Origin of the sequence: Paraburkholderia sp. RL17-368-BIF-A, assembly GCF_046054045.1 — a bacterium.
Classification (GTDB): Bacteria; Pseudomonadota; Gammaproteobacteria; order Burkholderiales; family Burkholderiaceae; genus Paraburkholderia; species Paraburkholderia graminis.
In genome coordinates, this window is sequence record NZ_JARESN010000034.1 from 1 (window position 1) to 14958 (window position 14958).

12 protein-coding genes and 2 riboswitches are annotated in these 14958 nt (G+C 64.7%); of the genes, 6 read left to right on the top strand and 6 right to left on the bottom strand.

Translation table 11 applies throughout. The features are described 5' to 3' along the window. Positions 1-311, top strand: a 311-nt coding sequence (locus tag P0D87_RS31370) for a hypothetical protein (RefSeq protein ID WP_408637111.1), incomplete at its 5' end; no start/stop codon positions are given. Positions 312-382: 71 nt separating this feature from the next. Here the strand turns inward: P0D87_RS31370 and P0D87_RS31375 are convergent. From P0D87_RS31375 to cobW, 4 genes are all read right to left on the bottom strand, one after another. Then, positions 383-982, bottom strand: a complete 600-nt coding sequence (locus P0D87_RS31375; RefSeq protein ID WP_044021377.1) for a vWA domain-containing protein — start codon at positions 980-982, stop codon at positions 383-385. Positions 983-1080: 98 nt separating this feature from the next. Further along, on the bottom strand, positions 1081-2193 hold the full coding sequence (locus tag P0D87_RS31380; RefSeq protein WP_408637112.1) for a magnesium chelatase ATPase subunit I: 1113 nt from the start codon (positions 2191-2193) through the stop codon (positions 1081-1083). Further along, the gene (cobN, locus tag P0D87_RS31385; RefSeq protein WP_053860595.1) at positions 2190-5993 is read right to left on the bottom strand and encodes a cobaltochelatase subunit CobN; all 3804 of its coding nucleotides are present in this window, start codon (positions 5991-5993) and stop codon (positions 2190-2192) included. The genes P0D87_RS31380 and cobN overlap by 4 nt, the downstream gene beginning before the upstream one ends. 14 nt (positions 5994-6007) lie before the next feature. Beyond that, positions 6008-7117: a cobalamin biosynthesis protein CobW gene (cobW, locus tag P0D87_RS31390; protein ID WP_053860594.1), complete on the bottom strand. Its 1110-nt coding sequence runs from the start codon at positions 7115-7117 to the stop codon at positions 6008-6010. Between the two features lie 166 nt (positions 7118-7283). Next, positions 7284-7564, bottom strand: a riboswitch (cobalamin riboswitch). A 69-nt stretch (positions 7565-7633) separates the two neighbouring features. Then, positions 7634-7877, top strand: a riboswitch (cobalamin riboswitch). A 204-nt stretch (positions 7878-8081) separates the two neighbouring features. Between cobW and cobA the strand changes: the two genes are divergently transcribed. Genes cobA through bluB form a run of 5 tightly spaced genes read left to right on the top strand, consistent with a single transcriptional unit; the run spans position 8082 to position 11763 of the window. Then, a complete protein-coding gene (cobA, locus tag P0D87_RS31395) occupies positions 8082-8804 on the top strand; it encodes a uroporphyrinogen-III C-methyltransferase (RefSeq protein ID WP_053860894.1) in 723 nt (240 codons plus the stop codon). Then, the gene (locus P0D87_RS31400) at positions 8801-9232 is read left to right on the top strand and encodes a cobalamin biosynthesis protein (RefSeq protein ID WP_053860593.1); all 432 of its coding nucleotides are present in this window, start codon (positions 8801-8803) and stop codon (positions 9230-9232) included. Before cobA ends, P0D87_RS31400 begins: the two co-directional genes overlap by 4 nt. Continuing rightward, positions 9229-9831, top strand: a complete 603-nt coding sequence (gene cobO, locus P0D87_RS31405) for a cob(I)yrinic acid a,c-diamide adenosyltransferase (protein WP_053860592.1) — start codon at positions 9229-9231, stop codon at positions 9829-9831. The genes P0D87_RS31400 and cobO overlap by 4 nt, the downstream gene beginning before the upstream one ends. 2 nt (positions 9832-9833) lie before the next feature. Further along, positions 9834-11132 carry a cobyrinic acid a,c-diamide synthase CobB gene (locus P0D87_RS31410; protein WP_053860591.1) on the top strand — a complete coding sequence of 433 codons (1299 nt, stop codon included), beginning with the start codon at positions 9834-9836 and terminating at the stop codon, positions 11130-11132. After that, complete coding sequence (bluB, locus tag P0D87_RS31415) at positions 11116-11763, top strand: 5,6-dimethylbenzimidazole synthase (RefSeq protein WP_053860590.1); 648 nt, start codon at positions 11116-11118, stop codon at positions 11761-11763. The genes P0D87_RS31410 and bluB overlap by 17 nt, the downstream gene beginning before the upstream one ends. A 15-nt stretch (positions 11764-11778) precedes the next feature. Here the strand turns inward: bluB and P0D87_RS31420 are convergent, their stop codons facing one another. After that, positions 11779-12444: a DUF4136 domain-containing protein gene (locus P0D87_RS31420; protein ID WP_082367226.1), complete on the bottom strand. Its 666-nt coding sequence runs from the start codon at positions 12442-12444 to the stop codon at positions 11779-11781. Further along, positions 12434-14958: CHASE2 domain-containing protein (locus tag P0D87_RS31425; protein ID WP_408637113.1), on the bottom strand; the 2525-nt coding region annotated here is incomplete at its 5' end. The genes P0D87_RS31425 and P0D87_RS31420, both read right to left, overlap by 11 nt.

A 14958-nucleotide genomic window follows, 5' to 3' on the forward strand; every position in this document is an offset into this window, starting at 1 on the left:
TCAACCATCTTTCGATGACCAAACCTTCCTTTCATTACTGTGTGAGACTTGATACTTTCGCTTTTCGCCCGGCTCCGGAGAAAACCCCGCAACCCGGCGCGCGTCGCGCATCAAGCGCCCACACTTATCGGCTGTTAGTTTTTAAAGATCATTCGCTCAGAAGCTCTGCTTTCTTCGCGTCCGTCATCAAACGGGAGGCGAATTATGCGATGCGGTCCGCAACCCGTCAACCCCTTCTCTGCAATTATTTTCGAAAAGTTCAGAAGTGCAAGAAAAAGCGGCAACAAGCCGCACTCTTCTCCGGCGAATAGAATAGTTAGTTATCCAATGAAAATATTTGTCACTGAATAGGAGCCTGGTCGTCGGCAGATCTTCTCGCCCTTCAGCCGATCAATTCTTCCGGCGTCAGGTGCCGCGCGCCCCAGGCGGTAGCCAGTCTCTCGCAGCGGCCAAGCCGTATCGTGCCGTGCTCGAAGTCGACGAATACGATCTCGTCCGCGTGAGGAGGCCGTGCCGCCTCATCTGTTGTGCGTCCATCGGTGAGTATCCACACCCAGCGCTGCTGCGCGGGCTTGCGCCGCGCGCTGCGCTCGAGCAGTTGCGTGGCGCACTGAACGCCCGCTGCGAACGGCGTACCGCCGCCACCGCCGACCGGCTCGAGCCATCGCTCGTTCCACCAGCGCGGCACGGCGGGACCGAAACGCAAATCCGCACCCGCTCCACCGAAGCAGACCAGCGCAGCTTCCGCACGCATCGCGCTCGCGCGGTCGAACAGCGCAATCAGCAAACCCTTGGCAAGCGCGAGACGCTCTCCGGCGAGCATCGAGCCCGAACAGTCCAGCACGAAGCAATGCAGCACACCGCCGCGCGGTACATCACGCATGAAGCGCAGATCTTCGGCACTCAGCGCGCGCCGCCGTTGTTTCCCCATCGCGGCGAATGTCTGCGGCCATGCGATACGCCGGCTCGAATTACCACGCATCTCAAGACGCGCATCGCCACGCGAACGCAAGACCGCATCCGCCTTTTGCCGCCATCGAAAACCGCTGTCCAACTCAGCGGCGGCGCCCTTCCGATGGCTCAGCGTTTTTTTACGTTGAGCGGGATAACGCCTTTGACGTGCGTCGTCGTGGCCGGCTGCGGTGGCAGATAACCCCAATCGCCTTCGCCGCGAGCGGCCTCGTCTGGCGAAGGTGAAGAGGAAGACGAAGGCGAATGCGCAGTCGAGCCCCGCTGCGACTCACGCGAGGACTCCGTCTCGCTATCCCGCGCACTACTCGCAGACGACGCTCCCCGCTCACGCCGCCGATGCATCAGCACCGCATCCGCGACGCGCTCGACATGCTGCGGCGTCACCGCGTCCGCAAGCTCGAACGCCGCGAGCGCACGTGCCGCGCGAAGCATCACGAGATCGGCGCGCAAGCCATCCACGGCGGCGTCGATACACAACGCACTGACGTGCGCGTGCACTGCATCGTCGAAAGAAAGCTGCGGCAGCGCCTCGCGCGCCGCATGAATCCGCTCGACGTACCGCGCCTGCTCTTGCGCATAAGCCGCACGAAAACCAGCAGCATCCAGGTCGAACGCGAGCCGTGCCTTCACGATCTGCTCACGCACGCGCGGCTCGAAACAGTTTTGCAACTCCACCATCAGGCCAAAACGGTCGATCAATTGCGGCCGCAACTCGCCCTCTTCGGGATTCATCGTGCCGATCAGCACGAAGCTCGCCTCATGACTATGCGATACGCCATCGCGTTCGACGGTATTCACGCCGCTCGCCGCCGCATCGAGCAACGCATCGACGAGCGCATCGGGCAGCAGATTCACTTCGTCCACATACAGCACGCCGCGATGCGCTTTCGCGAGCAGCCCAGGCGAGAAGCGCACGGAGCCGTCGCGCAGCACCGTTTCGATATCGAGCGTGCCGATCAGACGATCCTCGCTTGCGCCGAGCGGCAGGTTCACGAGTTGCCCTTCCGGCAGCAACTCGGCGAGCGCACGCGCGGCCGTCGATTTCGCCGTGCCGCGCGGCCCGCTGACCAGCACGCCGCCGATGCCCGGATCGATCGCCGCGAGCAGCAATGCCTGCTGCAACGCGGGCTGTCCGATCAACGCGGCAAACGGAAACGCGGGCCTTTTCTGCGGCGCGCCGTCGCGTGCATCGTGCGTGGCTGCATTCGTGGCTGCATTCATGATTGCATTCCTTCGATCTGCTGTTCGCTCGCGAGCAGATGCTGTTCGACCTGCGCGCGATAGTCGCCAGGCGTCTGCCACAAACCGCGCTGCATCGCTTCGAGCAAACGCTCGCAAATCGAATGCAGCGCATGCGGATTGTGCTGTTGCAAGAACTCGCGCGTGTCGCGATCGTTCAGATAAGCATCGGCGACGAGCGCATATTGATGATCCGCGACCACGCGCGCAGTCGCGTCATAGCCGTAGAGATAATCGACCGTGGCCGCGATTTCGGACGCGCCCTTATAACCGTGGCGCTTCACACCGTCGATCCATTTAGGGTTGACCACGCGCGAGCGGATCACGCGCGCGATTTCCTCATGAAGCGTGCGAACGCGCGGCGCGGCCGGATTGCTGTGATCGGCGTGATAGACACTCGGCTGATTGCCCGCGAGATGCCGCACGGCCGCCACCATGCCGCCCTGAAACTGATAGTAGTCGTTCGAATCCAGCAGATCGTGTTCGCGGTTGTCCTGATTCTGCAAGACGACATCCATTGCGGCGAGGCGTGCGCCGAACGCCTGACGCGCCTCTTCGCCCGCACTCTTCTGCGTGTACGCATAACCGCCCCACGCCTGATACGCGTTCGCGAGGTCCGCGTCGGTCTGCCACTGTTGCGAGTCGATCATGTCCTGCAAGCCCGCACCATATGCGCCGGGCCGCGCGCTGAACACGCGCCAGCCGGCGCGCTTGCGCGCTTCGGCGGCGTCCATGCCGCGCGCGATCAACGCATCGCGTTCACGCAGAACACGCGCGCGAATCGGATTGAGCTCCGCGGGTTCGTCGAGTTCGGCGACGGCCTGCACCGCCGCATCGAACAGGTGCATCACGTTGGCGAAAGCGTCGCGGAAAAACCCGGATACGCGCAACGTGACGTCGATACGCGGACGGTCGAACGCTTCGATCGGCATGATCTCGAAGTCGGTCACGCGATGGCTGCCCGGCGCCCACTTCGGCCGCACGCCGAGCAGCGCAAGCGCCTGCGCGATGTCGTCGCCGCCGGTACGCATGGTCGCGGTGCCCCATACGGAAAGACCGATCGCGCGCGGATAATCGCCGTGTTCCTGCAGATGCCGCTCGATCAATTGCTGAGCCGACTTGAGCCCGAGCGACCAGGCGGCTTGCGTGGGAACCGCGCGCGTGTCGACCGAATAAAAGTTGCGCCCTGTGGGAAGCACATCGGGCCGGCCACGCGATGGCGAACCGCTCGGCCCCGGCGGCACGAAACGCCCTTCGAGGCCGCGCTTCAGATGCAGCATTTCCTGGGGGCCGCATGCGTCGAGCCGCGGCAGCACGTCGTTGCGCAAACGTTCGAGTACGCGTGATGCTTGCGGCAGGCTGACTTCGGCGAAAGCGTTTGAAGCGTCGCCTTGCTCCTTGCACATTGCACGCAGCATGTCGGCTGCGAGCAGTTCGAGACGCTCGCGCGTATCGCCGCAATGCCGCCACGGCGCGTCGCTCACGCGTTGCAGAACATCGGAACGCGGACCCGTCCATGCCGCCGACCAATCGACAGACAACGGATCGAAGAACCGATCGATGTTCAGATCGCGCGCCAACGCATCGATCAAACCTGCGTTGCCGCCTTGCCCATCGCCGACGGGAAAGCGCCCCAGCGCGAGCAACGTATCGCGCCGTTGCACGCCGTGCGGCGATTGACCGAACGTATGCAACCCATCGCGAATCTGCGCCTCTTTCAATTCGCAGAGCCACGCATCGACGCGGGTCAACAGCACATCTTCATCGTCCTCGCCGTTCGGCTCCGACAGGCTCAGCTCTTCATGCAACCTGTGTTCTACGATGGTCGCGAGAATCGTGCGCCGCAACAGCTTCGAGCGGCGCGGATCGACCATCAATGCTTCATAGTATTCGTCGACCTGGCGCTCGAGATCCTGCAGCGGCCCATAGCTTTCCGCGCGCGTGAGCGGCGGCATCAGGTGATCGACGATCACCGCCTGCGCACGGCGTTTCGCCTGGCTGCCCTCGCCTGGATCGTTGACGATGAACGGATACAGATGCGGCATCGGCCCGAGAATCAGATCGGGCCAACACGTATCGCTCAACGCGACGCTCTTGCCCGGCAGCCATTCCAGGTTGCCATGCTTGCCGACATGCACGATTGCGTCGATGCCGAACTGATGACGCAGCCAGAAATAGAACGCCAGGTACGCATGCGGCGGCACCAGCTCGGCGTCGTGATAGCTCGCGTAGTCGCCCTGGTCACGTGAACGCGACGGCTGAATGCCGACGAACACATGACCGCAGCGCCAGCCTGAAATCATGAAACGGCCGCGCCGCACGGTCGGGTCCTGGTCCGGCGGCCCCCAACGCGCGTTCAGCGCATCGCGCGTCTGAGCAGGCAGCGCGTTGAAATGCGCGAGGTAGTCGCCAAGCGCGAAGCTTTGCAAAGCGGGCCGCAGATCGCGCACGACGGGATCGTTCGTCACGCCTTCGGTCAGCTTCTTCAGCAGCGCGTCGCCGTTTTCTGGCACGTCGGCCACGCGATAACCTTCGTCGCGCAGCATCGACAGAATGCCGACCACCGACGCCGGCGTATCGAGTCCGACGCCATTGCCGATGCGTCCCTCGCTCATCGGATAGTTAGCGAGAATCAGCGCGAGCTTCTTCTCGGCGTTATCGAGCGAACGCAGCCGGCACCAGCGGCGGCTCAGTTCAGCGAGAAAACGCACGCGCTCGAGATCCGGCTGATAGCGGACCACGTCGACTTCCGTATGCGGACAACGATAGGCGAGTCCCTTGAAACTGATCGCGCGCGTGATGATGCGGCCGTCCACTTCCGGCAGCGCGATATGCATCGCGATGTCGCGCGAATTGAGACCCTGGTTGTCCTTCACCCAGTCGTCGCGATTGCCGCCGCTCAGGATCACTTGCAGCACCGGCGCATCGCCTGCGAGCGCGAGCGGCTCTGGATCGTCGATCGCAGACGCGGCGAACGCAGTGGTGTTGAGCACGAGTGCGGCGTCATGTTGCGCGCACAACGACTGCACGACTTCGCGGCTCATCGCATCTTTTAGCGACGTGATGGCGATCGGCAGCGGGTTCATGCCTTCGGATTCGAGCGCGTCGATCAGCGCGTCGAACACCGCGGTATTGGCCGCCTGAAGATGCGCCTTGTAGAACAGAATCGCGGCAACAGGCGCGGCATGCTGCCAGCGCGCCTGCCAGTCGGCGATAGTCGGCGTATCGCATGCGGGATGGTAGAGCGACGCGGCTGGCAACGCGCGCGGCGGCGCCGGTTCGCGGCCCCACCCAAGCGCGCGATGCGCGATGCAGCGCAGGAACGCCTCGGCGTTCTGCGGCCCGCCTTCGCGCAGATAGCGCCACAGTTGATGGCATAACGCTGCATCGGCGGTACTGCGTGCGAGCAGGTTCGGATCTTCCTGGAGATCGCCGGAAAACATCGCGAGCGTCTGCTGTTTGCGCTCCGCAAGCGCGACCACCTGCTCGATGCCGTATGGCCAGTACGCCTCGCCGCCAAGATGATCGACCACGACCACGCGCGCATGTTGCAACACGTCTTCGACGTAAAAGTCCACGGAGGCAGGCTGCCGCAGATACGTGACATTCGCGAGGCGCACGCTCGGAAAGCCGTCGCCGAGACGGGGAAACACGCTCGCGAGCAACGACAGCGTCGTATCCGCGGAACTCAGAATGACGATGTCCGCGGGCCGCTGATCGATGCGGATCACGCCTTGCGTATCGTCGACGAAACCGCCCGGCGTGGTGCGCAGCAGATGCATGTGTCTATACCGGCTTACGTCTGTTGCGCGGCGACAGCGGCTGCGACGCCGAGCGCGGCGTCGAACGCGCGTTGCAGCGCAGCCTGGTCGAGGTCTTCACCGATCAGCACGAAGCGGCTTTCGGCGCCTTCGCCTAGTTCTTCCAGTTCACCTGGCTGCCAGCGTCGATCGAAATAACTATCGAAGCGCCGGCCCACGCCTTGAACGACGAGCCGCATCGGCGCGCCCGGCAACGCCGCGAAACCCTTCACGCGATAAATCGTGTTGTTCCCCACGAGTCCTTGCAGCGCGGCGATCACCGCTTCACGCGACTGCGCCTTTGCATTCACGACCACCGAATCGAACTCATCGTGATGATGATCGGCGTCGTCGGCCGAACCGTGGTGATCGTGGCGCAAGTGAATGGTTTCCTCCGACGCCGCTTCGAGCCCGAACAACGCGTGCAGATCGAGCTCGCCCCTATGGGCGCGCACGATCTTCACCTGAGGCGGAATTTCGGCGCGAATCACGGCTTCGACCGCGTTCTGGCCTGCTTCGTCGAGCAGATCGGTCTTGTTCAGAATCACCAGATCCGCAGCCGACAATTGATCCTCGAACAATTCGTGCAGCGGCGACTCGTGGTCGAGATTCGGATCGGCCTTGCGTTGCGCGTCGACGGCAAGCGGATTTTCAGCGAATTGGCCGCTTGCCGCAGCGGGTCCATCGACGACGGTAATCACCGCATCCACCGTGAAACTGTTCTTGATCTGCGGCCAGTTGAACGCCTGCACGAGCGGCTTCGGCAACGCGAGCCCCGACGTTTCGATCAGCACATGGTCGATCTGCTCACGGCGCTCGACGAGTTTTTCCATCACCGGAAAGAACTCTTCCTGGACCGTGCAGCACAGGCAACCGTTCGCCAGTTCATACAATTGGCCTTCGGTCTCGACGCCGTTTTCATCGCAACCAATGCCGCAACCTTTGAGGATTTCACCGTCTATGCCGATCTCGCCGAACTCGTTGACGATCACCGCAATGCGCTTGCCGCCCGCGTTCCGAAGAATGTGCCGCAGCAACGTCGTCTTGCCGCTGCCGAGAAAGCCCGTGACGATGGTGACGGGAATCTTGCGCATCTGAACTTGCATGGTGAGTCCATCCGTGAGAGTTGCATCTGCTGGCCGGCCGAATCACGCGCTTTGCGCATGACGTCGCATCGCAAAACGCGGGAACGCACGACGGCCTTGCCGCTACACCAGGGAAACGCAGAATACGGGTATGAGGTCATGAGCGCAGCGCCGCTTCCCCGCGGCGTTCGCCCTTCGTGTTCCGGCCGGTATCCGGGCTGGCGAAAGCGCCGCTTCCCCTTCCCGGACGAGTGATTTCTCGCCCAGTGGTGATATGCCGACGCGGCCTTGCGCGTGGACATCGAAGCCGGCTCCGCGGCGCCATGCAAACCGCCATGACGTCGCTTTTCGCTTACCGTTGCGGGGGCAGCACAGGTTGACCCGATCCATGCGAGGCGGGCGCCCTGTTTCCCGTTTAACTGCATGCGCACGAGCGCGCACACGAGCACCAGAAGTGCGTGCGAGTGTAGGCCGCGCGCCTTGCGCCGTCAAGAAAACGCAAGCCCGGCGCGCTTATCGGACGGGCTTGCCGTGTGCTATCGTATGCGCGCGTCTGGTGCCCGCACATGTGCTCGCGTGTGCAGTTAAACGGGAAACAGGCAGCGCGCTTGCGCTCAACCTGTGCTGTCCCCGCAACGGTAAGCGACCGGCGGCGCGATTATTTTTTGCGCCGCACATGCGTTTTCAGTGCCACTGTCCAGCACATTCGAACGAATGTGGGCGGGAAGGCAAAGCGCGTGAGGCCGCCAGCCCGGATACCGGCCAGACGCGGAGGCGGCCGTGCGTTGTTAACGTCACGCCGCCGGCCGCCGGAATCCGCGAGGGACGGATGTGAAGGCGCTCAAGCACGACTTAGGGAAGCGGTCTGCAATCCGCGTTTGCTGTCGTGCGCGAATGCACAGTTTCGAATGACTTCAATTTCCATCACATTGCGTGTATGTCGACGCTGCGCGATTGCATGTGCGCCGACGCGGCGCATGCCGCGATGAAACGCGCATGGCTGATCGGCGCAGGCCCCGGCGACGTCGAACTGATGACGCTGAAGGCAACCCGCGCGCTCGCGCAAGCCGACGTGATACTCGTCGACGATCTGGTGAACCCCGACGTGCTGCAATTTGCGCGCGCCGATGCGTGCATCGTGTATGTCGGCAAGCGCGGCGGTCATCCGTCGACGCCGCAACACGGCATCGTCGAACAAATGCTCGCGCATCTGAACGAAGGGCGCAGCGTCGCGCGTTTGAAGGGCGGCGATCCCTTCGTGTTCGGCAGAGGCGGCGAAGAGCAACAGGCGCTGCATGCGGCGGGCGTCGACGTCGAAATCGTCAGCGGCATCACGGCCGGCATTGCGGCGCCGGCGGCCATCGGCATTCCGGTCACGCACCGCGATCATGCGCAAGGCGTGGTGTTCGTGACCGGCCACGGCGCGGGCACGAGCGAGCCGGATTGGGCCGCGCTCGCCGCCACGCGCATGACGCTCGTCATCTATATGGGCATGCGGCGGCTAAACGACATCGTCAGCGCGTTGCTGGCAGCGGGCATGTCGGCACAGACTCCGTGTGCCGCGATCGAATCCGCAACGCGCCCCGAGCAGCGGCATGCGCTCGCCACACTCGGTGATTTCGCCGATGCCGTCGCGCGCGCGGGACTCGGCTCGCCCGCGATCGTGGTGATCGGCGGCGTCGCGTCGCTGGCGAAGGATGACCGATGAAAACGCTTAGCGTGGGCATCGGTTGCCGCTTGCATACGTCGGCGGAAGAAATCGAAAACGCTGTGCGCGCAGCGCTCGGCTCGCATGCGTTCGAAGACATCGCGGCCGTCGCCTCGATCGAAACCAAAGCGCAAGAACCCGGCTTGCTCGCGTTCTGCGCGCGCCACAAATTGCCGCTGCAACTCTTCACTCGCGAGCAGATTGCCGCGCTGCATGTCGCCGAGCCGTCGGCGGCGGCGCGCGAGCATCTCGGCGTCGACGGCGTCTGCGAACCGTGTGCGTTGCTTGGCGCGTCGATCCACGCTGCTGCGCACACGCCCTATCTCGTCGCTCGCAAAACCGTCCACGCGGGCGTCACCGTGGCGATTGCATCGACCGAACACGCGCTGCCGCGCAGCGCCACCTTCACTGACCAGGACCTTCCATGAAGACCGATCCCGAATCGCATCAACGCATGACCGAACGCCGGCGCGAAGGCCACGAAAAGAAACAGGCCAACGCGACCGTCGAAAAGGGTCTGCTGATCGTCAACACCGGCACCGGCAAAGGCAAGACGACCGCTGCGTTCGGCATGGCCGTGCGCGTGCTCGGCCACGGCATGCGTCTTGGCGTCGTGCAGTTCATCAAGGGCGCGCTGCATACGTCGGAGCGCGACTTTCTCGGCGCGATTGCGAATTGCGATTTCGTCACGATGGGCGACGGCTACACCTGGAACACGCAGAACCGCGACGCCGACATCGCGACCGCGCGCAAGGGCTGGGACGAAGCGCGCCGGATGATCGAAAGCGGCGACTATCAGATGGTGATCCTCGACGAGCTGAACACCGTGCTCAAGTACGAGTACCTGCCGCTCGACGAAGTGCTGTCCGTCATCGCCGTGCGTCCAGAGATGCTTCATGTGGTCGTGACAGGCCGTCATGCGCCCGACGCGCTGATCGAAGCCGCCGACCTCGTTACCGAAATGCGCATCGTCAAGCATCCGTATCGCGAGCAAGGCGTGAAAGCGCAGCGCGGCGTGGAGTTCTGAACGTGTCCGCCTGCCCCGCGCTCTTCATCAGCGCGCCCGCGTCGGGCCAGGGCAAGACCACGATCACCGCGGGTCTTGCGCGCTACCATCGGCGGCTCGGGCGGCGCGTGCGTGTCTTCAAGACCGGGCCCGACTTTCTCGATCCCATGATTCTCGCGCACGCGAGCGGCGCGCCGGTGTTGTCGCTCGATCTGTGGATGGTCGGTCAGGACGCGTGCCGCAATCTGCTCGCCGAGGCCGCGGCCGAAGCCGATCTGATCCTGATCGAAGGCGTGATGGGTCTCTTCGACGGCACACCGAGCAGCGCCGATCTCGCGAGCGCTTTCGGGGTGCCCGTGCTCGCCGTCATTTCTGCGAAGGCGATGGCGCAGACCTTCGGCGCGGTCGCGTTCGGGCTTGCGAATTTCAGGCCGCACGCGCCGTTTCATGGCGTGCTCGCGAACCGCGTCGGCTCGGCGCGTCACGCGCAGATGCTGCAAGAAGCGTTGCCGCCGACGCTGCGCTGGTGCGGCCACCTCGCAGCAAGCGATGAAATCGAATTGCCCGACCGTCACCTCGGCTTGCATCAAGCGGCCGAAATCGACGACCTTGACGCGCGCCTCGAACGCGCCGCCGATGCGCTCGCCGATACGGCATTAGCCGACCTGCCGCCCGCCGTCGAATTCGGCGCGCCCACGCCGGCGGCGCTGCCGCCGCTTCTGCAAGGCAAGCAGATCGCGATTGCGCGCGACGCGGCGTTCTCGTTCATCTATCCGGCCAACGTCACGCTGCTGGAAGCACTCGGCGCGCGCGTGCAATACTTCTCGCCGCTCGCCGACGAGCCGTTGCCCGCGGGCACGGACGCTGTGTATCTGCCCGGCGGCTACCCCGAACTGCACGCGGCGGCGCTCGCCGCCAACACGCGCAGCGCCGCTGCGGTCCGCGCGCATGTGGCAAACGGCAAACCGCTCGTCGCCGAATGCGGCGGCATGCTGTATCTGCTCGATCGACTCACCGACACGCAAGGCGTCAGCACGCCGATGCTCGGCCTGCTGCCCGGCCACGCGACGATGCAAACGCGCTTCACCGCACTCGGCATGCAGCAGATCGACAGCGTGCATGGCGTGATGACCGGCCACACCTTTCACTACTCGAAGGTGAGCACGGCGTTAGTGCCGCTGCGCTCAGCCACGCGGCCTCAAGGCGATGCGCCCGGCGAGGCGCTATATCGCGCCGGCTCCATCGTCGCAACTTATATGCACGCTTACTGGCCCTCCAACCCGGCTTTCGCGGCCGCTCTCTTCAATGGCCAAGCCTTTTAACGACGCCGACCGCGATGCGGTCTATCGCGCGATCCACGAACGCCGCGACATGCGCCATTTCGTGCGCGATCCCGTCGATGCCGCCGTGTTGCAGCGTCTCCTCGACGCCGCGCATCACGCGCCGAGCGTCGGCTTCATGCAGCCGTGGCGGATCGCGCGCATCACCGATCCCGCGTTGCGCGCCGCGCTGCATGCAACCGTCGAAAGCGAACGGCTTGCCACCGCCGACGCGCTCGGCAAACGCCGCGAAGAGTTCATGAAGCTGAAAGTGGAAGGCATGCTCGAATGCGGCGAGCTGCTCGTGATGGCGCTGATGGACGGCCGCGAGCGGCACATTTTCGGCCGGCGCACGTTGCCGGAGATGGACCTCGCGTCAGTCGCGTGCGCGATCCAGAACATGTGGCTCGCCGCGCGCGCGGAAGGCCTCGGCATGGGCTGGGTGTCGCTCTTCGACGTCGATACGGTGCGCCGGCTTCTGCATATGCCCGAAGGCGCGCGGCCGGTCGCGATACTGTGTCTTGGGCACGTCGACCGGTTCTATAGCGAGCCGATGCTGCAGACCGAGCGTTGGGCGGATCGCATGCCGCTCGCCGATTGTGTGTTCGAAAACCGCTGGCCTGAGAACCTCTAAAACGCAGCAGCGGCGTTACTTTTTAAGCGGCTCGACGGACACGACATCCGGCACGCCGCGCGCTTTATCCATGCGCAATTTGACGCGCCAGTCGGCCGGTGCATCGAAGGGAAATCGAGCCAGCGCGCTCTTGATCAGCGACGGCGTCGCGCGCAGCGGATCGGCGTCGCGATCCGTGCTGGCCGCGCTCACTTTGTAGACCTCGCGTCCGCTCGCGCGCTCGAAAAAACGCAGCGTCAGCGTATGCCGATACGCACGTGCCCCGAATAGCGAGAACGGTGCGCCGCTCTGCGGACCGCAATCGCCGGCCGTGCAGTCGCTGCGATCCACGCCGATCTCGGCGGGACGCGTTTCGTATCCGACTGACAGCACGTAGTGCGCGGGACGGTCAGCGATATCGGCAAAGCCCTGCTTCGCCAGCTCGTCTCGCAGTTGGGTTTCGATCTGCGCGTGGTCGCTCTGCGCACCCTGCGCGCCCTGCGTCGGCATGCGCGCGAAGCTATAGGTCCGCTCGCCTGGCAGTGCAGTTGCAGGCGTGGCGGTATGCACGTCGGCGTGCATGCCGGTACAGCCGGCGAGAGTCGCCGCCGTGAGCAGCGCGCCGATAAGGATCGCATTCAGCCCTTTCACCGCTTTCACCGTTCTCTCCTCGCTTCTATAGGTTGCGCGCTCACACGCCATGAAGAGGCCATGCGGGTACGTCCGATTGTTCGTCGTCCAGTGCCGGCAGGCGGATCGTTACCGCCGTGCCGCGGCCAGGCGCGCTCACGACCTCGACATCGCCGCCGTGGCGGGTGACGACTGTCTTCACGAAGGCCATGCCGAGCCCCGCGCCGCTCACGTCGGGCCGCTCGGTTTCATGGAATCGCCTGAAGCGCTCGAACAAACCGGCCTGCTGTTCCTCGGGAATGCCATAGCCCTCGTCGCGGATCGTGCATGACACGCCGGCAGACTTCACATACGACAGCTCGCAGGCAATACGCGTATCCGGCGGACTGTACTTGACCGCGTTGTTCAGGATGTTGACGAGCGCGCGCGTCATCAGCGAACGGTCCGCGCAGATCCAGTGGCCGTCGGCATCGTTGTCATGGTCGCGGCCTGTCGCGCCGTCCGTTCCTGTATCGAGCGCGATGCGCTTCGCGTGCGCCTGCGGCCAGACTTCGTCGCTCGCGTCGATCATCAGCTCGGCGAGATTCACCGGCTCCAGCATGTAGGTTTGCGATTCGGCGCGCGCGAGTTGCACGAAGTCGTCGGCGAGTGTCAGCGCGCGTTGCGCATAACGTTCGATGCGCTCGAGCACGCCGCGCGCGAGCGCCGGCGTCTCTCGCGCGCGCTCCATTTCCACCAGCGCGAGAATCGACGCCTGCGGCGAACGCATGTCGTGCGACAGCAGCCGCAGCGCGTCCTCGCGTTGACGCTCGGCTGCGTGCAGCGCCGACACGTCGACGAGACCCGCGATCCAGCCGGTCGTCTCGCCCTGCGCGTTGGTGCAGTTTGCATAGCGCAGCAGATGATCGCGTTCGTCGGCGTCGCGCACCTCGACGCCCTGCGCCATCAGCGCGGCGAATTCGCTGCGCGCGGGATCGAGCAGCGCGGGCCAGTGTGCGCGCGCGAAGAGCGTCTGGTCGGCGTCCGACGCCGCGCCGCTGTCGATCGCTTTGACGAGCGTCAGGCCGCCGAGCACGGCCTGCATCGCACGTCCTTCCGGCATGGGCGCGCCGAGCCGCGCGAAATGCGCCTTGGCGGCATGATTGGCGATCAGCACGATGCCGCGGACGTCGCTGACGAGGATCGGCTCGGGCACGCTGTTCAGGCTGTCCCACACGAAGCGCTTCATGTCCTGCACGCGTTGCGCGGCTTGCGCCATCAGCGCCATATGCTGTTCCAGCACGTCGCCGCCGAATTCGCGGCGGCGTTGCGGCGTCTGCGGAGTCTGCGGCAGCAAGTGCGGTTCGTCGGCGAGGCGCTGCAGTTCCTTGCGCAGATAGGCCATCGTCATTTCCAGGCGCCGCCAGTTCCAGATCGGATAAACGACGACCACGCCGATGATCGCCGGCACCGGCGACAGCCACAGCCGCGCGCCGTAGAGCAGCACGGCGCTGCCCGTCAGCGCGATCACGCACAGCGCGCCCGTGAGCAGCAACGAGCGGCGCGGCGACAACACCAGGAAACCGGCCAGCAATGCGGCAAGCGAGACCAGCGACACCGCGAACAGCAACCATCGCGCGGCCGGCAGGACCTGGCGACCGGTCAGCAGCGTATCGAGCACGTTCGCATGAATGTAGACGCCGGGCAGCGGCCCCAACTCGCCGGACACCGGCGTCGCGAACCGGTCGTAAAGGCCCGATGCGGTCACGCCGATTACGACGATGCGGCCACGCAGTTTATCCACGGGGACGTCGCCGGCAAGCACGCTCGCGAAGCTCAGCTTCGCATAGCGCTGCGCGTTGCGGCTGAATGGGATGAGGAAGCGGCCGTCGGTGGATGCGTCTTGGTTTGCGTCTTGGTTTGCGTCGGGGTTTGCGTCGGGGTTTGCGTCGTTGCTTGCGTCGTTGCTTGCGTCGCCGCGCGCTGCGCTCGCCTGGTTCATCGGCTGCGGATTCAGCACAAACGCGCCCCGCTGCGCCGCCCTTGCGACCGTCACCATCAATTGCGGCCAGCGCGCGTCGGCGTCGCCTTCGAACTGGGCGACGCTGCGCACGATGCCGTCGCTGTCCACCTCGAGGTTGATATGCCCGAGGCCGGCCGCGGCGCGCGCAAGCGGCGCGACCGGCTCGACGACCACGCGCGGCGCGTCGCGCCCCGCATCTTCGAGCAGCACCGGCAGATAAGTCGGACTCAGCGCGATCGCGCGGGCAAGCGCGGCGTCGTCGGCATTGGGTTCTGTGAAGAGCACGTCGTAGACGACGGCGGCAGGCTTCGCTCTCGCGATCTGCTCGAGCAGCTTTGCATGAACGCTGCGCGGCCACGGCCAGCGACCGAGTTCCGCGACGCTTTCATTGTCGATTTCAAGCACGACGATGTCGGGCAGCACCGGTTGCGCGCGCCAGCTCAGCAAGTGGTCGTACACCAGGTGATCGACGCTCGCGCTCATGCGTCCGATCGAACAGAGCAGGATCACGATGAGGCCGAGGCTCCCGATCGCCGCCCATTCGATCAGAAAACGCCGACCCGCGCGCCGTCCGAGACGGGGGC